19 protein-coding genes are annotated in these 22,143 nt (G+C 68.1%); 6 read left to right on the top strand and 13 right to left on the bottom strand.

Features of this window, described 5'->3' with window-relative positions; all coding sequences use genetic code 11:
* Nucleotides 1-62: 62 nt before the first annotated feature.
* Together AB0F51_RS07360 and AB0F51_RS07355 are read right to left on the bottom strand one after the other, a co-directional pair.
* On the bottom strand, nucleotides 63-1,289 hold the full coding sequence (locus tag AB0F51_RS07360; protein WP_360275473.1) for a hypothetical protein: 1,227 nt from the start codon (nucleotides 1,287-1,289) through the stop codon (nucleotides 63-65).
* Between the two features lie 27 nt (nucleotides 1,290-1,316).
* Entirely contained in the window at nucleotides 1,317-1,757 is a 441-nt protein-coding gene (locus AB0F51_RS07355; RefSeq protein ID WP_360275471.1) for a pyridoxamine 5'-phosphate oxidase, read from the bottom strand.
* Between the two features lie 55 nt (nucleotides 1,758-1,812).
* Between AB0F51_RS07355 and AB0F51_RS07350 the strand changes: the two genes are divergently transcribed.
* A complete protein-coding gene (locus tag AB0F51_RS07350; protein ID WP_360275468.1) occupies nucleotides 1,813-2,454 on the top strand; it encodes a helix-turn-helix domain-containing protein in 642 nt (213 codons plus the stop codon).
* 57 nt (nucleotides 2,455-2,511) lie between these two features.
* Here the strand turns inward: AB0F51_RS07350 and AB0F51_RS07345 are convergent, their stop codons facing one another.
* Complete coding sequence (locus AB0F51_RS07345; protein WP_360275465.1) at nucleotides 2,512-2,724, bottom strand: hypothetical protein; 213 nt, start codon at nucleotides 2,722-2,724, stop codon at nucleotides 2,512-2,514.
* A gap of 327 nt (nucleotides 2,725-3,051) precedes the next feature.
* On the opposite strand from AB0F51_RS07345, the gene AB0F51_RS07340 reads away from it, so the two are divergent.
* A complete protein-coding gene (locus tag AB0F51_RS07340; protein WP_360275463.1) occupies nucleotides 3,052-4,485 on the top strand; it encodes a DUF222 domain-containing protein in 1,434 nt (477 codons plus the stop codon).
* Between the two features lie 858 nt (nucleotides 4,486-5,343).
* Here AB0F51_RS07340 and AB0F51_RS07335 read toward each other — a convergent pair.
* From AB0F51_RS07335 to pseB, 8 genes are all read right to left on the bottom strand, one after another.
* A complete protein-coding gene (locus AB0F51_RS07335; RefSeq protein WP_360275460.1) occupies nucleotides 5,344-6,984 on the bottom strand; it encodes a cation acetate symporter in 1,641 nt (546 codons plus the stop codon).
* Nucleotides 6,981-7,325, bottom strand: a complete 345-nt coding sequence (locus tag AB0F51_RS07330; RefSeq protein WP_360275457.1) for a DUF485 domain-containing protein — start codon at nucleotides 7,323-7,325, stop codon at nucleotides 6,981-6,983. Before AB0F51_RS07330 ends, AB0F51_RS07335 begins: the two co-directional genes overlap by 4 nt.
* Before the next feature lie 102 nt (nucleotides 7,326-7,427).
* Nucleotides 7,428-8,201: a class I SAM-dependent methyltransferase gene (locus AB0F51_RS07325; RefSeq protein ID WP_360275454.1), complete on the bottom strand. Its 774-nt coding sequence runs from the start codon at nucleotides 8,199-8,201 to the stop codon at nucleotides 7,428-7,430.
* Between the two features lie 38 nt (nucleotides 8,202-8,239).
* Nucleotides 8,240-8,968, bottom strand: a complete 729-nt coding sequence (locus AB0F51_RS07320) for a glycosyltransferase family protein (RefSeq protein WP_360275451.1) — start codon at nucleotides 8,966-8,968, stop codon at nucleotides 8,240-8,242.
* Nucleotides 8,965-9,786 carry a hypothetical protein gene (locus tag AB0F51_RS07315; protein ID WP_360275448.1) on the bottom strand — a complete coding sequence of 274 codons (822 nt, stop codon included), beginning with the start codon at nucleotides 9,784-9,786 and terminating at the stop codon, nucleotides 8,965-8,967. Before AB0F51_RS07315 ends, AB0F51_RS07320 begins: the two co-directional genes overlap by 4 nt.
* Complete coding sequence (locus tag AB0F51_RS07310; RefSeq protein WP_360275446.1) at nucleotides 9,786-11,168, bottom strand: hypothetical protein; 1,383 nt, start codon at nucleotides 11,166-11,168, stop codon at nucleotides 9,786-9,788. Before AB0F51_RS07310 ends, AB0F51_RS07315 begins: the two co-directional genes overlap by 1 nt.
* Nucleotides 11,165-12,316: a UDP-4-amino-4,6-dideoxy-N-acetyl-beta-L-altrosamine transaminase gene (pseC, locus tag AB0F51_RS07305; protein WP_360275443.1), complete on the bottom strand. Its 1,152-nt coding sequence runs from the start codon at nucleotides 12,314-12,316 to the stop codon at nucleotides 11,165-11,167. The genes AB0F51_RS07310 and pseC overlap by 4 nt, the downstream gene beginning before the upstream one ends.
* 2 nt (nucleotides 12,317-12,318) lie before the next feature.
* Nucleotides 12,319-13,299 carry a UDP-N-acetylglucosamine 4,6-dehydratase (inverting) gene (gene pseB, locus AB0F51_RS07300; protein ID WP_360275440.1) on the bottom strand — a complete coding sequence of 327 codons (981 nt, stop codon included), beginning with the start codon at nucleotides 13,297-13,299 and terminating at the stop codon, nucleotides 12,319-12,321.
* A 102-nt stretch (nucleotides 13,300-13,401) separates the two neighbouring features.
* Between pseB and AB0F51_RS07295 the strand changes: the two genes are divergently transcribed.
* The gene (locus AB0F51_RS07295) at nucleotides 13,402-14,436 is read left to right on the top strand and encodes a spore coat protein (RefSeq protein ID WP_360277236.1); all 1,035 of its coding nucleotides are present in this window, start codon (nucleotides 13,402-13,404) and stop codon (nucleotides 14,434-14,436) included.
* Here AB0F51_RS07295 and AB0F51_RS07290 read toward each other — a convergent pair.
* A complete protein-coding gene (locus tag AB0F51_RS07290) occupies nucleotides 14,429-16,630 on the bottom strand; it encodes a hypothetical protein (RefSeq protein ID WP_360275438.1) in 2,202 nt (733 codons plus the stop codon). The two genes, AB0F51_RS07295 and AB0F51_RS07290, sit on opposite strands and share 8 nt — an antisense overlap.
* A gap of 50 nt (nucleotides 16,631-16,680) precedes the next feature.
* Complete coding sequence (locus AB0F51_RS07285; RefSeq protein WP_360275436.1) at nucleotides 16,681-19,137, bottom strand: hypothetical protein; 2,457 nt, start codon at nucleotides 19,135-19,137, stop codon at nucleotides 16,681-16,683.
* Nucleotides 19,138-19,193: 56 nt separating this feature from the next.
* Between AB0F51_RS07285 and AB0F51_RS07280 the strand changes: the two genes are divergently transcribed.
* The 3 genes from AB0F51_RS07280 to AB0F51_RS07270 are packed head-to-tail and all read left to right on the top strand — an operon-like array spanning nucleotide 19,194 to nucleotide 22,116.
* Nucleotides 19,194-20,189 carry a glycosyltransferase family 2 protein gene (locus AB0F51_RS07280; RefSeq protein ID WP_360275433.1) on the top strand — a complete coding sequence of 332 codons (996 nt, stop codon included), beginning with the start codon at nucleotides 19,194-19,196 and terminating at the stop codon, nucleotides 20,187-20,189.
* A gap of 11 nt (nucleotides 20,190-20,200) precedes the next feature.
* A complete protein-coding gene (gene rffA, locus AB0F51_RS07275) occupies nucleotides 20,201-21,355 on the top strand; it encodes a dTDP-4-amino-4,6-dideoxygalactose transaminase (protein ID WP_360275430.1) in 1,155 nt (384 codons plus the stop codon).
* Nucleotides 21,352-22,116, top strand: a complete 765-nt coding sequence (locus AB0F51_RS07270; protein ID WP_360275427.1) for an N-acetyltransferase — start codon at nucleotides 21,352-21,354, stop codon at nucleotides 22,114-22,116. The genes rffA and AB0F51_RS07270 overlap by 4 nt, the downstream gene beginning before the upstream one ends.
* Nucleotides 22,117-22,143: the final 27 nt, after the last annotated feature.

Genomic DNA, 22,143 nt, shown 5'->3' with positions numbered 1-22,143 from the left:
TACCCGAGCGTCAACGGTTCGTCACCGGACGGGTTTGTGTCGATGCGGGGTGCTGGAACGGCTCAGGCGGGGATCTTGACCCGGCCGAGCACCAGTTCGTTGGCGAGGAAGTCGCGGCACACGACGTACAGATAGCCGCCGTGCAGCGCGAAGTCGGCGCCCAGGGCCGCGGTCGAGAAGGAGCCGTCCGGCCGGATCAGCCGGATGGCCTTACCGCGTGCCTTGCGGAGAATCGCTTGCTGACCGGGGGTGTACCGGCCGTTGTAGTACCGGCTGGTGTCTTCCGGAGGGCGCTTGGTGGTGCTGACGGCAAGTAGTCCGTCGGCGGCGGACATGCCGTTGTAGAGCACGCCAATCTCTTCAACGGTGCCCTCCCGCGTGAACGGCGCCGGTGATACCGGTTCGCCGCCCATGCCGCGGAGCTGGGATGCCGCGAGCTCGCTGAGCTCGCCCCGCGGTGTGAGGGTGAGGATCGACTCGGCGACCATGTCGGAGTCGCTGCCGATCACCTCCAGAGCGATAGTGCCGTCCGGTTGGGTCGCGAGCTCGTCGACATGGACCGCTGCCGTCGTGGCCCAGTCCAGTGGAGCGCCGCTCGCCGACGGATGGAGCGCCGCGGCCGAGGCGGCCTTCGCGGCATCGAGAGTCGTGAACTCGGCGGGCTTGCCTGCGATCGTGCGCACACTGCCGTCCGCCTCGACCCGGCGCATCACCGTACCGGCCTTTCCGCTCTTGGTGACGTCCGCGGCGAAGACGAGGCGACCCTCGGCGTCGATGGTGAGGGCGGTGAACTTGCCCGTTGCCCTGCCGGGGCTGTCGTCGATGCCGGCGACGGCTGCGTCGTAGCCGATCACCGGCCGCCGGCTGCCGTCGGGATTGATCCGATAGACCGCGTCCCTCGACGCCCTGCCGACGTTGAGATTGACGTACGTCGAACCGTCCGGCCCGACCGCGATCTGGCGGCCGATGTTCTGGGCGTAGTCCAGATCGATCTTGGTCAGGGTGCCGTCCGGGGTGATCCGCTGCAGCTGATCCGGCCCGTCGCTGCTGATCAGCAGGTTCACCGTTCCGTCCGGCGCGAGCTCCAGATCCCGCACCGCACCGGTCAGCTTCCTGTCGATGGCCTTCCCGGCAAAGGCGTCCGTACCGCCGCCGGCCACGATCTCGAACGGTGGCGCGGCTTCTGCGCGCGCGGTCGGGGCCTGTGTGCGCCCCGCTGGGCTTGGGGTGGTCGCCGTGCATCCCGTGATGACGAGGATCAGGGCTGCGGCTGCCAGCGGTCGGTGCACGAGGGTTGACGGTAGTGCGGGAGTGGGTCAGTCCTGGGAGGTGTCGGAGGTCAGCCAGCGAGTGGGCCGGAAGGTGAACAGGACGACGGTGTTCTCCGGGTCGTCGAGTTCACCGCGGACGAAACCCTGGGCGTGCTCCTCGGGCATGTAGCGGCGAGCGATTGTCAGCATCTGCTCGTGGGTCGGCTTGCCGATCTCGACCAGCTCGGCCTCCACGGTCACGTACGCCGGTGGCATCTCCTCGCGCTGCACCACCATCGTCACCACGCCGGTGTTCTTGATCTGCTCGATCCGCTGCGGTTTGCGCCGCTGGGTGCCGGTGAACATCGTCAGCTCGCCCCCGGGCTCGTAGGCGTAGAACGTCGGCACGCTGACCGGCGGCCGCCCAAGCTCGCCCGCCACGCTCAGGACGCCCACATGCGGGCCGGCCAGGAACTCCTGTCGCTGTTGCTCAGTCATCTTCGCCATGCACTAAGCTTCATAAAAACAAGTACGCTTTGTCAAGAGGAGTAAGGTGGGGGATATGACGACGAAGACCTACGGCCAGTACTGCGGGGTCGCCCGCGCACTCGAACTCGTCGGCGAGCGCTGGGCCCTGCTGATCATTCGCGACCTACTGGTCGGTCCGAAGCGGTACACCGATCTGCGCGCGGGCCTGCCGAAGATCCCCACCAACGTCCTCGCCACCCGCCTGAAGGAACTGGAGCAGGCAGCCCTCGTCGTACGCCGCGTCCAGCCCCGACCGTCCGGCGCGATCGTCTACGAGTTGACGCAGTACGGCGCGGACCTGGAGGACGTGGTCCTCGCCCTGGGCCGCTGGGGCGCCCGCTCGCTTGGCGAACTCCGCCCCGACGAGATCATCACGGCCGACATCCTGGTGATGGCACTCCGCTCAACATTCCGCCCCAGCCACCGAAAGGCGAAGTACGAACTACATTTCGGCGAAACGGTCATCCACGCAATCGTCGACGCCGACCACCTAACCGTCGACGTAGGCCCACTAGCCGGCGCCATCATCATCGAAGCCAAGGCCCCCATCGCCCCCCTCCTAACCGGCGAGGTAGACGGCGCCAAAGCCCTCAAAACGAAGCTTGTGACCACCAGCGGTACAGCCAAACATCTGGACCACTTCGCCGCGACTTTTCCCATCGGCCCACCCGCCTAGCCCCGCCAGTACTCGCTGCAGGTTGGCGCGTTGCGCCCGCCGAACCACTGGCGGGGGTTACTTCGAGTCTTGGGATTTCCTGTGGTTGGCCGAGGCGCCGATGGCGACGCCCAGGGCGATGCCGATGGCGATGCCGACGGCAATGTTGTCTAACATCAACCCGAAGGCCGCACCGAGCGCCAGTCCGACCGCGATCCCGGTGGTCAGCGTCGTGTTCGCCTTCTTCTGGCCAGGCTCGTCCTGCCCGCCTGACTCCTGGTCGTTGCCCACTACCGCCTCCTGTACGTCGTACGCCCGGTCGAGCGCACGACGTACAGGGTCTCTTATGCATTGTCCGAGCTGACCCAGCGGGTCGGGCGGAAGATGAACAGGATCGGTGCTACCCGGGCCGATGCGCCTCCGTCAGCCGTCGCGGGGGTGGCAAACCCACCGCCAGTCACCTCCAGCAAGCTGTTGCCCTATGCAACATCATGACACCATCCACAGAGCCGGCCTCCCTGTGCACAACTTGACCAGTTCTGGCCAATCGGGATTCCCGTTATAAATAAGGCGGTTTGAGTCCGGAAACTGTCGGAGGTGGTGTCTAGAGTTTGATGTATGGACACCACGCAGCTACTCCCACCGGCGAGGCTCAGTGACAGCACTCTGCTGTCCACCCTCGACGCCGTGGACACTGCCCTGTCCACTCTGAACACCTACCACCTGCAACTGCTCGCCGACTTCGACCAACGCGGCCTCGCCACCGAGCACGGCGCGCACGACACCGTCGAGTTCTTGTCCTTGCGTCACCATCGCAACCGCCGCGAGATTCGCCGTGACCTCAAGACCGCCAAAGCCCTCCCGAAGTACTCCGCCGTCACCGCTGCTCTCCCCAACCCGGCAGCACCCGCCGACAGCGACGGCGAGGGCGTGCCTGGCGCAGCGAGGTTGACCCCGGCCCAGGCTGAAGCCATCGTCACGACCCTCGAGAAGGCCCCGGCTTCGGTACCGGACGAGGTGCTGCGGGTAGCCGAGGAACAGATGGTCGAAGTCGCCCGGCTTCTCACTCCCGACGATCTGCTGGACTTCGGTCGCGAGGTCTTGGCTCGGCTGGACACCGACGGCCCCGAACCCGCCGAACACGACGCCCATGCGAGGGAGACTCTGACGCTGCGCCGAGCCGATGGTGGCGTGAAGTTCAGCGGTTATCTGGCTGGGGAGAACGCCGAACAGTTCCGGACGCAGATCAACCGCTTGTCGAAGCCCCACCGGACCGTCGGCGGCGAGCTGGATCCCCGCCCGCACGACAAGCGCCAAGCCGACGCCTTGAGCTTGATCCTGGACATGGCCGCCGCCAACACACCCCGCCCCGACAACGACCTCAGCACCTCTAACAGCCCGGGTGTCCCGCACATCACCGTCACCATCGACTTCGACGATCTGCGTACCGCCACCTCCCAAGCCGTCGGGGAGTTGGTCTACGGCGACAACCTGTCCGCCTCCGCGGTACGGCGTCTGGCCTGTGACGCCGCGATCCTGCCGATCGTGCTCGGGTCGGATTCCCAACCGCTGGATGTCGGCACGGAACAGCGCTTCGTAACGCGGCCGATCCGCCGCGCCCTGGTGAAGCGCGACAAGGGCTGCGTGATCTGCAAGGCACCACCGTGGCAGTGCCACGCTCACCACCTGATCCACTGGATCGACGGCGGCCCGACGTCGATCACCAACCTGGTCCTCCTGTGCGCCATCCACCACCGGGCGGTGCATTCCGGGCAATGGGCCATCGCGATCACCGATGGCGTCGTCGAGGTGACCCGCCCGACCTGGACCACGCCCAGCAGCACCACCGCCGCAGATCTGGCCCACCTGACCGACCTGTCCAGCTACTGCACACCCGGACAGATCAACGTCAACCCACACCACGAACACCCCAACCGCGTAGTCACCACGAGCCTCACCCCGCGCCTCACCCCAAGCCCACCGCCGAGCTCAGCCGCCAACGCATCCCGCAGCCCAGCGTGCAGGCTGGAGCTGGAAGCCTGTCCTGGCTGACACCCGAGGCCACCACCCTCCTCGACCCCTGGGGCGACAACGGCACCCCTTCCGCAGGCCCGTAACACCCCACGCCGGCCCACGCCGGCCCACTCCCGCTGGCGGCTCCGCTCCCGCCGGCCCGCCGGCGGGACGCTCGCCAGCGAAGCCGGCCCCCGCGGCCGCTGGCGCAATGCCCGCAGCCCCAAGCGCCCGTTCACCACGGACCGGGTGCGTAGACCCACGCCCTCCAAGGGCCGGTACTGCGGCCGCCACGCGGAACGCGCGCAGTCCGGGCCGAACTCTTCGACGCCCGGCTCCACCGCGAGACAACGACCGAACGAAGTCGGTCGGCTGTACTACGGAAAGTGGGTATAGCGAGGCCAAGCGTTAAGGCCTACTAGAAGAACGGCGCGGCTCCGAAGCTCCTGACTGCAGTGGATGAGGTCGCCGGGCTGATCGATGCCGGTCATAGAGAGAACCGTTCGGCGAGCGTCGCGCGACGATGCTGGTGAGTTCAGTAAGAGCGTTCGGGTGGGGGGCCACGCGCCACCCGCGTGGCGAATACGGGTGGGTGGGCAAGACGCCGGCCAGACCGGTGCGACGTGTGCGGGATGCCCATTGCGTACTGCCGCGAGTGGGTTGGGTTGGGGCATTGTGCCGACCCGCATCGCGAGCACGGATGGGGCAAGACGCCGGCCCCACCGCCGCAACGTGTGTTGGATGCTCAACGCGTTCTGCCGCGGGTGGTTCGGGTGGGTGCGAGACGCTGGCCCGCGACGTGAGTACGGGTGGGTGCGAGACGTCGGCACGGGACGTGAATGTAGATGCCCGCGGCACCGGTGGGGCCGCGGGCATCGTGCGTAGTACGAGGAAGTGTTAGTGCTTGCCGGGGCCTTCGGCGCCGGCGCCGGTTAGGGATCGGACTGAGAGTTCGTTGTAGCGGGTGGTTGAGGTTTTGTCCTTGCCGATGTAGGTGCCGACGACGCCTAGGAGGAAGCCGAGGGGGATGGAGACGATGCCTGGGTTCGAGAGGGGGAACCAGGCGAAGTCGGCGCCAGTGAACATCGAGGTGGGCTTGCCGGAGACGACCGGGGAGAAGATCACCAGGACGACGGCCGAGATCAGGCCGCCGTAGATGCTCCAGACCGCGCCCGAGGTGTTGAAGCGGCGCCAGAACAGGTTGAACAGCAGGGCCGGCAGGTTCGCCGACGCGGCGACTGCGAAGGCGAGCGCGACCAGGAAGGCGATGTTCAGCTTCTGGGCCGGGATCGCCAGGGCGATCGCCACTGCGCCGATTCCGATCGCGGCGAAGCGCGCCACCCGGATCTCGGTTTTCTCGGTGACCGTGCCCTTGGCGATGACGTTCACGTACAGGTCGTGCGCGAACGACGACGCCGAGGCCAGCGTCAGGCCGGCCACCACCGCGAGGATGGTGGCGAAGGCGACTGCCGCGATCAACGCCAGCAGGATCGCGCCGCCGAGCGAGCCGGCGCCACCGCCGACCACCTCGGCCAGCAGCACCGACGCAGTGTTGCCCTTCGATGCGGCAACTGCCGAGTCTTTGCCGGTGTCGAGCAGCGCCGCCGCGCCGAAGCCGAGGGCCAGCGTCATCAGGTAGAAGCTGCCGATCAGGCCGATCGCCCACTGCACCGACCGGCGCGCCGACTGGGAGTTCGGCACGGTGTAGAAGCGGATCAGGATGTGCGGCAGACCCGCGGTACCGAGGACCAGCGCGAGACCGAGGGAGAGGAAGTCGATCTGCCCGACCAGGTCCTTGCCGTAGAGCAGACCCGGCTGCAGGAACGCCTCGCCCTTGCCCGAGTTGGCCGCGGCCGCGCCGAGCAGCTTGGACGGGTTGAAGTCGAACTTCAGCAGCACCAGGAAGGTGATCAGCAAGGTGCCGGACATCAGCAGCACGGCCTTGACGATCTGCACCCAGGTGGTGCCCTTCATGCCGCCGATCGTCACGTAGATGATCATCAGCGCACCGACCAGCACGATCACGCCGGCCTTCAGGCCTTCGCTCTTCACCCCGAGCAGCAGCCCGACCAGCGAGCCCGCGCCGACCATCTGGGCCAGCAGGTAGAAGATCGACACCACGATGGTGGACGACGCGGCGGCGGTTCGTACCGGCCGCTGGCGCATCCGGAACGCGAGCTGGTCGGCCATCGTGAACCGGCCGGAGTTGCGCAACAGTTCGGCGACCAGCAGCAATGCGACCAGCCAGGCCACCAGGAAGCCGATCGAGTACAGGAAACCGTCGTACCCGTAGAGCGCGATCTGGCCGGAGATGCCGAGGAAGGACGCCGCGGACATGTAGTCACCGGCGACGGCGAGGCCGTTCTGGGCGCCGCTGAAGGACCGTCCACCGGCGTAGTAGTCGGCGGCTGTCTTGTTCTGCCGGGACGCCCACCAGGTGATGTACAGCGTCACGGCGACGACCGCGGTGAACAGCGAGATGGTCAGCGCCTGGTTGCCGGGTTCGGCGTCGGCGAGTGGGACGAGCAAGGTGGTCACCGGCGGCGCTCCCTCTTGTACTTGGCGGTCAGGCCACTGGCCAGCGGATCCAGCTTCCGGTTCGCGAACCGGCCGTAGATGATGGCGATGGCGAAGGTCGAGACGAACTGCAGCAGGCCGAAGATCAGCGCCACGTTGATGTGGGTCCCGCCGATCCGCTGGCTCATGAAGTCCCGCGCCCAGTTGTTGCAGGCGACATAGGCCAGGTACCAGACCATGAAGGCGACCGTCCACGGCACGACGAAGTTCTTGTACCGGCGTTTCAGTTGCTGGAAGTCGTGCGCCTGGTGGACGGCTTCGTACGCGCGAGCTTCCCGCTCCGCCCCGGTTTCCTCAGTCATCTGCACCCCTCGTTTCGGAACGCGAACAGGTGCAACTTAGCGGCTGGTAGGCGAAATGTGTCCGAATGCAACCAAAAAGTTCTCAGCGGGCGGAGAGCGGTTTCACGCCAGCGTCCGGCGGTAGTTCGCCAGGTCGCTCGGACGGGTCCGGTAGCAGTTGGTGAAGTACGGCATCCGCAGCGGCTCCGGCGGCCGGGCGGTGCTGTCGTAGATGGCGTCGATCTGCTCCAGCACCGACTCCCGCCGCGACTCGGTCAGTACTGCGACCCGCGAGTGCGACTGGGCGAGTTGCTTGAGGCCGGTCCGGTCCAGGTCGTGCCAGTGCCGGAACCGGGCCGTCTCGACCATCGAGAACAGGTCGGACTGGAGCAGTACCGGCATCGGGTCGAACTCGTCGTTGACCGCCAGGAAGTCCTCGCCGATCATCGCGCGGTGCAGCCGGCGGACCCACGGCACCACCGTGTCGTAGTTGTTCCAGAGCAGACCGAGGACGCCGTGCGGGCGCAGTACCCGGGCGATCTCGGGCAGTGCGCGGGAGTGGTCGAACCAGTGGAAGGCCTGGCCGACGATCACCGCGTCGACCGAGGCGTGCGCGAGCGGGATCGACTCGGCGGCGCCGACCATCGTGTCCACGCCGGGCAGTTTGCGGCAGACGGACAGCATCTCTTCGGACGGATCGACCGCGACGACGTCGTGCCCGAGCGCCGCGGCGACCTGACTGAGCTTGCCGGTGCCGGCCCCGAGATCGAGGATCTGCAGCCGCCCCGGACCGAGGATCCAGGTCAGCGCGTCGGCAGGGAACGTCGGCCGGCCCGCGTCGTACGCGGCCGCGACGGCGCCGAAGGAGTGCGCGCGGTCTGAGTCATCGGTGGTCATCACCGTAAATCATGCCGTAGCCACCGCCTCGCGCGACGTCACTCGCCGAGCTTCTTCTGCTCGATGTGCGCGTTGAGCGCGACAAGTTCGGGATGTTCGGCCAGAATCGCGACCAGATCCGCGCATCCGAGGCTGCTCGCGCCGTACTTCTCGAGCAGTTCGGTGAGCAGCAGCCGGTCGTCCTCGGTGTCCAGCGTCAGCCGGTACTGCGCGCCGCCGCCGCTCCACGGCAGGTTCAGCAACCGGACGTCCCCAGGGCGGTTCTGGTGCAAGTACGGCGTCACGTGCTCCCGATCCGGGGCCAGCGTCGCGTGAGCGTCGGCGTCCAGCAGCCGGGCGGTCGAGAACACCTCGTAGTCCATCCCGCGCGGATAGGTCCGCTCCAGGCAGTTCGAGAGGTACAGGTTCTCGTCGTTCTCCGCGCGCCAGCGCTCAACCCCGGCGGCAACCACCTCGGCGTCGATCAGCGGGCAGTCCGAGGAGACCCGGACCACCCCGTCCAGCCCGTACTGCGAAGCCGCGCCGGCGAAGCGGGAAAGCACGTCGTGTTCGCTGCCCCGGAAGACCGGCAGCCCAGCCTTCTCGGTCAGCTCGACGATCGGATCATCGTCCGCATTGGTGGTAGTCGCGACGATCACCGGCAGCCCGCTAGCCACCAGCCGGTCCAGGTGGTACTCGAGGAAGGTCCGTCCGCCCGCAGTGAGCAGCACCTTGGCCGGCAGCCGGGTGCTCGTCGCGCGAGCCTGGGTGATGATGCCGATCTTCACGAGTGAGCCTTCCACTGGAACATTTCCCGGATCTCGGCCGGGTGGGCGAGATTCTCCACCCCGAGTTCGGTGTCGGTGAAGTCGCGAGCGAGTTCCAGCGGCACGTAGGGCTGGTCCATCTCGGGCCACAAACGCTTGATTCGCGCCTGGCCGCCGAACGACGGGTGCTCGTTCTCCAGCAGCATCGGGTCGCCGTAGACGCCGGGCTGCAGGCCGAGCGAGGCGCCGTACAGAACCGCGGAGCTGAGCCGGTTGGAGGCGACCCGGCGGTGCTTGCGGAGCTCCTTGAGCTGCTTGAGCAGGAAGTCCTGGTCGATCTTGCGCCAGTGCAGGCCGCGATAGCCGTGCGTGATGACGCGGAAGCCGGCCTGCTCGTAGACCTGCCGGATCTCCGGTTTCTGGTACTCGTTCCAGTACAGGCAGACCGTCACCGGGCCCTGCTCGTGCTCGTTGATCGAGGCAACGATCCGGCCGTGGTCGCCGAGCACGTGCTGGCCTTCCCAGCCGTGGAACGGATAGAAGATGGTGCCGGCCGCATCTTTCGCCGGAGTCGCCAGCTCCGGATGCATGCGGAGTAGATAGAGCCAGGGAGCGCCGATCACCGAGTGGTTGCGCAGCCCCATCGACCAGCCGCGACGCCGGACGCTGTCCGACCAGACGAACTTCGGCATCCCGGCCACGAAGGCGGTGTTGTAAGCGAACCCGTCAAGGATGTTCCAGCCGTGCTGGAGGTAGCCCCAGATCCGCGGTGAACCCCGCAGTCCGGCGTACTTCGCCATCACGTGCGCGTGGCCGTAGAAGTGGTTGGCGTGGTGCATCAGAGCCGCCGGAGGCGCTTCACGACGACCCGGGCCGGATTGAGCACCGCATGGCCGATCCGGTACGGCCGGGACCGCCGGATCCCGTCCAGCTGGCTCTCGAACCAGGTCGCCTGCTCGTTCGCGTCGGCCAGCTCCTGCGACAGCCGCGCGATGGTGGCGAGCTGCTCGGCCTGCCCCTGCGGGCGAAGGTTGTCGATGGCAACGGTCAGCTCACCGGTCACCTCGAGCCCGGCCATCGAAGCGAGCCGGGCGGTCAGCGCCTGGGTGTCACCGGCCCATGGTTGCCGAGAGCCCGCTTCCTGCGCGCGCCGGACGAAGCGGGCCAGATGCTCCACCGCGCCACCCGAAACCACCACACCACTACCGAACAGCCGGTACGCCGTACCGTCCGTGATCACGTTGTCCGGCGAGGCGATCGCCGCCGACTGCGCGTCCAGCGAAGCCAGCCACGAGACATAGGCCGGCACAGTACTGCGAAGCGCGGCCTGGTCGTCGATTTTGAGTGCCGCCAGCAACTGTTCTTCGAGCAGAACGCCTTCCCCCGAAGGGATTGCGTTGGCGGGGAGGACCGCGGGAGCGGTGTCGCCGATCACGAAGTACCAGACCGGTGCGAGCTCCAGCCCGAGACAGGCGGCCACTGCGTCCTGGACCAGACGGTAGGGATCCATCAACGTGGGCCCGTTGTAGCGAGCGGCGACAGACCGGGCGATGGCCGCGGCTGTCAGCGATCCACGCGGCTCGGTCAAAGCGAGATCCGCGCTCACCAAGTCGGGATAGACGGCGTAAACGGTCATTCTGTCGGCCAACACTCCGAGAGCGGCCTGGATGGCCGCCAATCCGACCGGCGCGGTCAGAGCGCCGTCGACGACGCCGGGCCAGTCCGCATTGCGCGGCACGGTCGCGGTGATGTCGGGCTGGATCAGCCGCTCGATCCCGAAGGCGTTCTCGGCCGCCAGGAGCAGCCGGCCGCGGGGAGCCATCCGCGCTTTGAGGAGAGCGAGGCCATCCGTCCACTCCATTGCTGAGGAGTCGGGGCCGATCAGCCGGGGCAGTCCGTCGAGCGCGACGACCACGTCGTACAGGTCGGTGCCGGTGAAGCGGTCGAGGGCGCCGCAGTACACGCGGCCGGTGACGATCCGCGCGATCTGCTCGGCATCGGGCGCGGAGCGGACCAGTACGTCGACCGACGCGGTCCTGCTCGCGATCAGCTCGAGCACCTGCAGCGAATGCGGGCCCGCGACGAGCACCTTGTCCGTCGGCCGCAACGTCGCAGCCAGCAACGCGCCCGTGGCTCGCCCGCCAGTCGCCGGGGGCCCGTCCGTAGGCCGCAGATCAGACCAGTTGAGCATCTCTGCCCCAACCATCAACAAGCTTGTCACCGCACCAGTTTCGTCAATGTCTCGATCACCCTGTCGACGTCCGCGTCGGTCAGGTCGGGGAACATCGGCAGCGAGAGCTCCTCGCGGTAGAACTGCTCCGCGTTGGGGCACAGGCCGCGCTGGTAGCCCTGCTTGGCGAAGACGGGGTGCCAGTAGACAGGAATGTAGTTCACCTGGACGCCGATGCCGGCCGCGCGCATCCCCTCGAACACCTCGCGTCGGCGCCCGCCAAGGACGCGGACCGGGTAGAGGTGCCAGGCAGGATCGACGCCGGGGCGCTGCACCGGAGTACGGAGGCCGTCGACGCCGGCCAGGGCTTCGTTGTACTTCGCCGTGATCTCTGCCCGGCGTTGCTTGAAGGCCGCCAGCCGACGGAGTTGGGACAACCCGAGGGCGCAAGCGACGTCGGTCAGCCGGTAGTTCACGCCGAACTCGTGCACCTCCTGGTGCCACGGGCCCTCGTCGGTGATCTCGAACCGGGCCGGATCGCGGACCAGGCCGATGAAGTGGAACTCGTGCACCCGCTGGGCGACGGCCGGGTCCTTCGCGACGACCGCGCCACCCTCACCGGTGGTGAGGTTCTTGGTCGGGAAGAACGACAGCGTGGTCACGTCGGCCAGATCGCCGACCGGGCGGCCGTCGGCGAATCCGCCGACCGAGTGGGCCGCGTCGTCGAGGGTCGCCGCGCCGACCCGATCCGCGATCGGCTGGAGGGCCGCGTAGTCCGCCGGGTGGCCGGCGTAGTCCACGGCGGCGATCACCTTGGTCCGCTCTGAGACGACCTCGTCCACGGCGGCCGGGTCGATCAGCGCGGTGTCCTCCTCGACGTCGGCGAAGACGATCTTCGCGCCGAGGATCGCCGCGCAAGACGCGGTCGCCACGAACGTCATCGGCGTGGTCACCACCTCGTCGCCGGGGCCGACGCCCAGCCCGGCGTACGCCATGTGCAGGGCGGCTGTGCCAGAGGTGCAGCTGACCGCGCGGTGTCCGCCGGTGAGCTCCGAGATCGCGGCCTCGAAGGCGGCGACGGCCGGGCCGGTGGTGAGCCAGTCACCGCGCAGTACGGCTGTGACCGCCTCGATGTCCTCGGCCGAGATCGACTGGCGACCGTAGGGAAGCAGCGGCGGAGTGGGAGAGGACTCGGACACGGTCAGTCGTTCTCGAGGATCTTGCGGATCTCGTCGATGGAGTACCACTGGTCGTTGGTGTCGGACGCGTAGTGGAAGCCGTCGGTGACCGGCTGACCCTCGACCGGCGGGGTGTAACCCCAGGTGGCGAGATCGGGCTGCAGGACGAAGCGGCCGCCGAGCACCAGCGCGCGCCGGCCCTCCTCCGGGCTGATCATCTCCTCGTGCAGCTTCTCGCCCGGGCGCAGGCCGATGTCGTGCATGGTGGCGCCGGGCGCGATCGCCTCGGCCAGGTCGGTCACCTTCATCGACGGGATCCGCGGCACGTACAGCTCGCCGCCGGTCATCAGCTCGAACGAGTCGACCACGAACCGGACCGCCTCGGGCAGCGTGATCAGGAACCGGGTGCAGCGCAGGTCGGTGATCGGCAGCGACTGGCCGGCCGCGTGCAGCGCGCGGAACTTGGGGATGATCGAGCCCCGGCTGCCCATCACGTTGCCGTACCGGACCACGCTGAACCGGGTGTCGTACGCCGCCGCGTAGTGGTTGCCGTTGATGAACAGCTTGTCCGCCGTCAGCTTCGTCGCGCCGTACAGGTTGATCGGGCTGGAGGCCTTGTCGGTGGACAGCGCGACCACCCGCTTGACCCCGGAGTCGATCGCGGCCTCGATCACGTTCTGCGAGCCGATCACATTCGTCTGGACGAACTCCCACGGGTTGTACTCACCGCTGTCGACCTGCTTCAGCGCGGCGGCGTGTACGACGTAGTCGACCCGGTGCATGGCCCGCACCAGCCGGGGCCGGTCGCGGACGTCGCCGAGAAAGAACCGCAACCGCGGGTCGTCGCCGAACTGGGCCCGGACCTCCCACTGCTTCAACTCGTCGCGGCTGAACACGATCACCCGACGCGGATCTAGGCGCTCCAGGGCGTACCGGATGAAGGCCCGACCGAAGGACCCGGTGCCTCCGGTGACGAGAATGTCGGAGCCGGTGAGGATGGACACGTCAGACCCTTCTGAGCCACATTTCCGGACCACGCGATCACTGCGCGCAAGTCCGTACCTTAGCTGGCGCGGGGGACCGGATACCGTCTGGGCGTGGAGCGGATGGTGCGGGTCGGGGTTCGGTGTGATGTCGGGGTCCGGCGGGGGATCGGGCATGTGATGCGGTGCTTGGCGTTCGCGGAGGAGTTGCGGGCGCGCGGGGTGGACGTGGTGTTCGTGTGCGACAGCCCGACGGTTCCGTGGGTCGATGCGCAGATCACCGAGCGTGGAATTCCGGTCGAGCCGGCTGTGTGGACGCCTGGTGAGCACGTGGAAATGCTCGGGCGGCTAAAGCTGGATGCGGTGGTGTTCGACTCCTACGACCTGCCGGGCGAGGTGTTCAGCGCAGTACGCCGGACCGGGGTGCCCACGCTGGCGATCGTGGATGGCGAGCTCAGGGGCGCTGACGCCGACGTACTGGTCGATCAGAACCTTCGGGCCGAGTTCGACCAGCCGGTCCTGCCCGAGGGGGCCGTCAGGCTGGCGGGGCTCGACTACGTGTTGCTGCGCGACGAGGTGCTCGCCTGGCGGCCGGTCGAGCCACCCGTACTACGGCCGTCCGGCACCCCGAAGGTGTTCGCGTTCTTCGGCGGCACTGACGCCTACGGAGCCGGCCCGTACGTCGTACAGGCCCTGGCGGCGTCAGGTGCTCCCTTCGACGCGACTGTGGTGGCTCCGGGCGACGAGCTGGCCAAGGCGATCGCCGCAGTAGCGCTTGGACAGGACCAGCGAGTCCAGGTGATCGGCCCGACGTCGCAACTCGCCCAGGCGGTGGTGGAGTCCGACCTGGTCATCAGTGCTTCCGGTACTTCGACCTGGGAGCTCCTGTGCCTCGGGGCCACCGCAGGCCTGGTGTGCGTCGTGGACAACCAGGAGCTGGGCTATGAGCGAGCAGTGGCCACCGGTGCGGCCGCAGGGGTCGGCACGCTCGCCGAGCTGAAGGCAGACCCCACAGCTGCGGCCGCAGTACTCCGGACGCTCCTCACCGACGCGCAGGAGCGAGCACAGCTTGCTCAAGCCGGGTGGAAGCTCGTGGACGGCCGGGGGAGAGTCCGGGTCGCCGATACGCTCCTGCGGCTGTTAGACGCAGCTACCTGATCTCGTAGATCGTCGCGTCCAGGGTCGCGTGGCGCAGGCGGACGAACTGCTTCAGCTCGGGCGACACCTCGCCGGCCAGGTTGTCGGCGTACAGCCAGCGCACGCCCAGCTTGCGCAGCCGCTCGATGATCGCCACCGACGGCGAGATGAAGGTGGCGTCGTTGGCGGCCAGTTGGTCCTTGTTCCAGTACGGCACCTGCGCCGGGTCGGTACCCGTGGTCGCCGAGATCCGGCTGGACCTGTTGGTCCGGACCCAGCCTTCGATCAGCACCTGGCGCTCGGCCAGGGCCGCGATCCAGAAGTGCCGGCTGTCGCACGAGTCACCGCGCCGCACGATGCAGTGCGCGTTGGTGGCGATCAGGTCGTCGCGTGAGCTGTTCTCCTTCAGCCACCGAGCAGCATCCGCCTGGGCCGCGGTGGGACCGCCTCGCGCCGGCCTGCCGTAGACGACATCACTCGCCTGCCCCGATACCAGCCCGACCAGTGGCAGGGCCGCAGCACCGACCATGCAGGAGGCAACGACAGTGGCGAAGACCGCCGTCGGCAGACCACCACCGCGCCGACCCACCTTCCAACCCACGGCGACTACCAGACCTGCAGCCAGCAAGGCGGCGAGCGTCCAGAGCAACGGCTCCTTGACACCCCGTAGATCCGCCGCACCCCACCGGGCAAAGCCACAGCCAACCAACCCGAGCACGGCCGACGCAGCAACCAGTACGCCGCTCCGCTGGTCGTCCAGCCGCTCGACCAACCTGGCCAGCCCCACGCACGACAGCACGGCCAGGAACGGGAACGCCATCCGGTAGAACGACAGCGGCTGGTTGGTCACCAGAGCGCCCGCGAACCCGCCGATCGCGAAGCCGGCCACATAGATCCCACCCGGATCCCGCCAGAAACGCCGCAGGAACAGGACTCCGGCAACAGCCAACCCCCAGGCGGCAAGGATGACCGCCGCGCTGATCAGCTGCGCCCGGCCATCCGAAGAGACCCCCGCCCGGATCGACTCGTACGGCGGCAGTTGCACGAACAGGTCGCCGAACTTCACCTGCAACCCGGACGACTCGCCACCGAAGATGACAATCGCCGATCCGACGAACAGGCCCAACGCGATCAGCACACCGAAGAACGCGGCCTTGGTCGACCGCCGGAACAGGAACACCAGCAGGAAGCCACAGACGGCCATCGGCAACACGGTCGCCTTGGCGCCGGCCGCGGCCAGCGTCACCAGGATGAGGAGTAGCCAACGACTCCGCGGCGCCTGCTTCCGCAGTACATCGATGGCTAGCAAGGCCAGCAGCAGCGCGAACATCAGGCCCAGGTTCTGGGTCGGACTCAGGTAGGCCCCGGCCAGGATCGAGACGCCACCGACCGAGACATCGTGCAGTGGCTCCAGCGCACCGCCCAGCCCTGCGACCAGCACGGCAAGCGGTCCGGCCCAAACAACACCGGTGAACCGCTGGGTCACGGCGAAGACCAGCGCGCACCCAGCCAGCGCAAAAGGCAACCAGACCAGCGCGTAGATCAGTGGCGTCAGCTCCACCCCGGTCGCCCACGACGTTGCCGCGGTGATCTGGTGGAAGAACGTGTGGAACTTCATCGGCTCGCCACCGATCCACAACGGCACAATCGGTACGTCGGCCTTCGCACTGGCCGCGAGCGCGTGGTGGAACGCCATCCCCGGATCGCTGACCAGCGGATCGACGTACGCCGGTGCGTAGCGCTCCGGGCCCTTGCGGTAGATCGCGAACAGCACGAGTGACGTCGCCAGCGACAGCAACCAGGCGGTCCAGGGTGTCAGCGGTGCCTCTACCCGGCGCCAGATCCGGTTGCGCACATCGCGGTCCAGAAGGGCCAGGACGAGCACGATCGGCGCCCATCCCCACGACCATTGCTGCAGGCCCACGGACGCGCTGGCCAGGTAGACGATCAGCTGGACGGCCGTCCCGATCGCGAAACCCGCCGCGAAATCCTCGACCAGGCTGCCGCGATACGCGCCGATCAGCCGCCAGAGCACGACGCCCGGCAAGGTCACGCCGACCGCGAGGAACAGACCGAATCTGAGCACGTCGAGCAGAGGCGCCCGGGCGAGCAGCAACACCAGGACCAGGAGCAGTACCGGCAGCGCCGCCATCCGCCCGGCGAGGGTGCCCGCGCCGGTTTCCCTCGGCCCGCGCCGTCGAGCCCTGGAGTGCATGCGGGTCACCCTAGTGCCGCAACGGCTCCTATGCGTAGGCGGACTGTCACTCAGGGGAGTTCGTAGACGAGTGCGTCAGGAGCCTTGAAGCGCAACGTGGCCAGACTGTTCAATGCGCTTGAGACGATCGTCTGAGTCGGGTCCGCGTAGAGCCAGCGGACGCCGTACTTCTCCCGCAGGACCCGCAGGTTGTCCCTGGTCGGGGCGACGAAGGCGATGTCGTTCTCCTGCTGCCTGGGCTGATCCCAGAACGGCAGCGAGTTCGGGCCCATCCCAGTGCCGGCGACGAGGTCGTTCAGCGTGTTCGTGTACGCCCAGCCCTCGAGCAGGACGTGCCGCTCGGACAGCGCCGAGATCCAGAAGTGCCGTGCGTCGCAGCCGATCGTGTTCTTCATCGCGCAGTGCGCGTTGGTTGCGATCAGCTCGCCCGGCGCCGCGTGCTCACGCAGCCAGCGCGCCGCGTCGGCCTGGCTCTTGGTCGGCCCGAGCAACTGCTTGTCCGTCTGCGGCGCGAGCGTGACCGGCTTGTACTGCGCCATCGCCTGCACCGGGAGGAACAGTCCCGCGCCCATCCCGGCCAGGACGAACGAGGCCAGCGCGATCCGGGTCGGCCGCCCTCGCCGGTGAGCCAGTTTCCACAGGCCGGTGACGACGGCCGCGACCAGGAGCAGCAGCCCGATCGTCCACACCCACGGACCGATCAGCCCGGTCAGCGACCCATCGGCCTTCCTGAACGGCTCGGCACCAGACCTCACGATTGCCCGCGCTGCTGCCGTTGCGCCCACGCCGCCGACGACCGATGCGAGCACGATCAGCTCGGAGCGCTTGTCGGCGAACCAGAAGACGACCATCCACACCCCGGCCGCGGCCAGCGCGGCGATGATCGGTACGGCGGTGCGGTGGAAGTACAGCTGGCTGGTGCCCGGCTGGTCGGTCAGCACCATCGCGCAGAAGCCGGCGATCGAGATGCCGACCAGGAAGATCATGCCCGGATCGCGGAACCAGCGGGCCGCCGTACCGGTGATGACGACGAGTCCCGCGGTGCCGAGCACCAGGCCGAGACAAGCGGTGATGGCGCTGATCCACATCGCGCCGTGGTCGAACTGACCGGACGGCAGCGGGTCGGCGATCAGCGGGTAGATGCCGATCTTGGCGAACGTCACCCAGGGCTTCACCGCGAGCCCGGACGAGTGCATGCCGAACACCACCACGATCGAAGCCGCGAACACCCCGCCCAGCACCACGGCGATGAGTACTGCGGCCTTCGCCAGCCGGCCGTAGCAAAGGCGCACGAAGACGACGAGTCCGAGCCCGCAGATCACCAGCGGCAGCACGGTGGCCTTGGAACCGGAAGCGGCGGCGGCGATCACGACGAACATCACCCAGGTACCGGGTGCGTTCCGGCCGCGCAGCAGGTCGATCCCGAGGATCGCGAGCAGCGTGATCAGCGCACCGCCGAGGTTTTGCGTCGGGCTGCCCCAGACGTAGTTCATCAAGCCCTCGGACAGCAGCGAGGCCTGTGGATAAACGCTGACCGTACCGCCGACGGACGCGACCGCGATGGCGAGCGGGCCGGCCCAGCGTGAGCTCGGGGCCAGCCGGTCGGTGAGCGCGAAAATCAGCGCGATTCCGGCCAGCAGCAGTGGCACCCAGCCGATCGTGTAGACCAGATCGGTCAGGTCGACGCCGGTCGCCCAGGAAGTGGCGGCCGTGAACTGGTGCCAGAAGTAGTGGTAGTCCATCTGCTCGCCACGGACGTACGGCGCCTGCAGCGGGAAGTCGTACTTCGCACTGGCCGACAGGGCTTGGTGGAACGCCATGTCGGGCGAGTTGGAGCGAGCATCCGTGTACGGCGCCGGCACCAGGTTGCGGTAGCGCCCAGTGCCGTACAGCGGCAGTGCGCAGGCCAGCACGATCAACCAGGCGGTCAACGGATGCACCGGACGGTCGACCTTGCTCGTCACTCGCTTGCGCCAGCTCGGTACGGAGACAGCAGCCAGGAGGACGGGCGCAGCCCACAGCCACGCCCACTGCTGCAGGCCGAGTGGTGAGACAGCCAGGTAGACCAGGATCAGAGCGGCGACGCCGACCAGCGAACCGGCCGCGATGTCCTCGATCAGGTTGTGCCGGAGCGGGCTGGCCAGTCGCCACAGGATCAAGCCGGGCAGAGTCAGCCCGAACACCCAGAACCGCAGCAGCGCCACGATGCTGTCCCCGGACGCGTGCCCTGCCATCAACCAGATCGCCAGCCCTGCCAGCGCAACCCCGGCACCAGCCTTCACCAGCCGCGCAGTCAGCGTCTCCGGGGTCTGCCGCGGCGGCGGCAGCGGCGGCCGGATGACGGCCCGCCGCTTCCGTGCCGACTCCCGCAGCCGAACCGCCTCGCGCAGCCGGGCTTCTTCGATCTCCCGGGCCTTTTCCAGCTGACGGGCGCTCTCCCGCCGCACGGCTGCCTCACGCCTACGTTCGGCGAGGCTGCCGGGCGGGTCGCCCGTCACGATTGACACCAGGGCACCCTATCCGCGCAGAGGCCCGAGTAGCCTCCCGGCAAGGAGGTCTCGTAATGCCAGCCAGTCAGCCTGTTCTGTCCGTCGTCGTGCCGATGTACGACGAGGAAGAGGTGCTGCCGATCTTCTTCGAGCGGATGCACCCCCTGCTGGACGGTCTCGGCATCAGCTACGAGCTCCTGGTGATCGACGACGGCAGCCGGGACAGGACGGCCGCGCTGGTCACCGAGGCCGCGGCGAGCTGGCCGCAACTCCGCCTGGTCCGGCTGCTCCGCAACTCCGGTCACCAGGCGGCCCTGTCGGCCGGCTTCCGGCGGGCGCGCGGGGAGTACCTGGTCACCATCGACGCCGACCTGCAGGACCCGCCCGAGGTCATCGCCGACCTGCTCGCCACTGCCCGGGACCAGGACGTCGACGTCGTGTACGGCGTCCGCTCCGACCGCTCCAGTGACTCCTGGCCGAAGCGAACGACCGCCCGCATGTACTACCGGCTCATGTGCCGTCTGGTCGGCAAGCAGATCCCGTTCGACGCTGGTGACTTCCGGCTGGTCTCGCGCCGGGTGGTCGACGCCGTGAACGGTCTGCCCGAGGACGGCCGGGTGTTCCGGCTGGTGATCCCGTGGCTGGGGTTCCCGAGTGCCGAGGTCGCCTATGTGCGAGCCGAGCGCGCGGCAGGCGTCACGAAGTACAACTGGTCGAAGATGTTCCGGCTGGCCTTCGACAGTGTGACCGCCTTCTCGGCGGCACCGCTGCGGCTGGCCACCTGGCTCGGGTTGCTCGGCGGACTGCTGTCCTGCGCTGTGGTGATCGGTGCACTGGTCATCAAGCTGGCCGGGCGCAGCATCCCGGGCTGGACGTCGACAGTGCTCGCAGTAGGGGTGATCGGCGCGATCCAGCTGCTCTGCCTCGGCCTGCTGGGCGAGTACGTCGCCAGGCTGTTCCAGTCGAGCCAGCGGCGGCCGCAGTTCCTGGTCGGCTACGACAGCCTCGAGGACCCCGGCCACCACAGCTACCAAGAGGCAATCGAGGCTCAGGAAACCGACCAACGGTAAGCTCCGTTTCCATGCCGGAGCTGTCGCCGATCCCGTTCGTCAAGGCATACCTGGCGGGTAACGAGCTCGCCTATGTGAACCAGTCCTTCACCTCCGCCGCGGTCGCCGGTGACGGTCCTTTCACCGCCCGCGCGACCGAGCTGATCACCAAGCTCACCGGCGGCCTCGCCTCGCTGCTGACCACGTCCTGCACACACGCGCTGGAACTGACCGCGCTGCTGCTCGAGCTCGCGCCGGGCGACGAGGTGATCATGCCGTCCTTCACCTTCGTCTCGACCGCGAACGCCTATGTACTGCGCGGCGCCGTACCCGTCTTCGTGGACATCCGGCCGGACACGCTCAACCTGGACGAGACCCAGCTGGAGGCCGCCGTCACCGAGCGGACCAAGGCGATCGTCGTCGTGCACTACGGCGGGGTCGCGGCCGCGATGGACGAGGTGCTCGCCGTCGCGGCGAAGTACGGGCTGGCGGTGATCGAGGACAACGCGCACGGGCTCGGTGGGACGTATCGCGGTCGTCCGCTCGGCTCGTTCGGGCTGATGGCGACGCAGTCGTTCCACGGGACCAAGAACGTGCACTGCGGCGAGGGTGGCGCACTGGTGCTCAACGACGCCGGCCTGGTCGCGCGGGCCGAGGTGATCCGGGAGAAGGGCACCAATCGCAGCCAGTTCTTCCGCGGCCAGGTGGACAAGTACAGCTGGGTCGACATCGGCTCCAGCTACCTGCCGGCCGACCCGCTCGCTGCCTTCCTGACGGCCCAGCTGGAGCAGTTCGACCGCATCCAGCAGCCACGTCACGCGATCTGGAACCGCTACGACGAGGAGCTTGCCGTCTGGGCCGCCTCGCGCGGAGTCGGCGTACCGACCGTCCCGACGGAGTGTGTGCATCCCGCGCACCTCTACTACCTGCTGATGCCGTCGCATGAGGACCAGTTGGGCCTGATAGCTCACCTACGCGAGCTCAACATCAGTGCGCCCTTCCACTACGTCCCGCTGCACTCGTCACCGGCCGGTGAACGCTACGGGCGCGTCGCACCCGGCGGCTGCGAGGTGACCGAGCAGGTGAGCAGCAGGCTGGTCCGGCTGCCCTTGTTCAGCCAGCTGACGGCAGACGAGCAGAGCCGCGTGATCGGCGGCGTCCTCCCCTACAACCTGGCCGACGCATGAGCTGGTACGACGCCCTGGAAGCCGGGGAGCTGACCAGTAGGCCGGCAGAGTACGAGTCGAAGCGTTTTGGCGTCTCGGTCGACCGCATCACCGTCTCAGCCTCAGCCGGTACGCCGCTCGACGAGGTGCTCGCCGCTGTCGACAAGTCCGCCGCCGACGTCGTCGTACTGCGCTATCCCGCCCGCGAGGTGAGCTGGTTCGCAGCACTGGCCACTGGTCCGCGGACGGCGCTCCTGGCCGACAGCCTCGTCTACTGGGCGCTGCCGGTCGGCAAGGGACGTCGTCCGGCGCCCCTGGCCGGGTTCACCGCGAGCCTGGAGGAGACGGTCGACGACGACCTCCTGGACGACCTGGTCGGCGACATCTTCGGCGACTACGGCAATCACTACTGCGCGAACCCGCTGTTCAAACGCTCGGAGGCACTCGCCGGGTACCAGGAGTGGGCCCGCCGCAGCGTCGCCGAGTTCGGTGCCGTCGTACTGCGGGGCCCCGATCGCCGGGTGCTCGCGTTGGCGACCATCGACCAGCAGCGGTCGTGGACCGAGGTGGAGCTGGCCGGCGTCGTACCGGCTGAGCAGGGACGGGGGCGCTACGCGCACCTGCTCGCAGCGGTCGAAGATGCGAGCACCAGCCGACGGTTGGTGATCTCCACACAGGGGCATAACACCGGTGTCCAGCGCGCCTGGGCAAGGTACGGTTTTGAGCCCGTACACACACTGCTGACAGTGCACTTAGTAACCGCCCGGCTACTGCTAGCATGACCACCGCATTCGACTGAGCCGAGGGGA

It is taken from the genome of Kribbella sp. NPDC023855 (genome assembly GCF_040639475.1).
In the GTDB taxonomy this organism is placed as follows: domain Bacteria; phylum Actinomycetota; class Actinomycetes; order Propionibacteriales; family Kribbellaceae; genus Kribbella.
The sequence above is the reverse complement of the archived record's forward strand: the minus strand, read 5'-3'. Positions and strand labels throughout refer to the sequence as shown.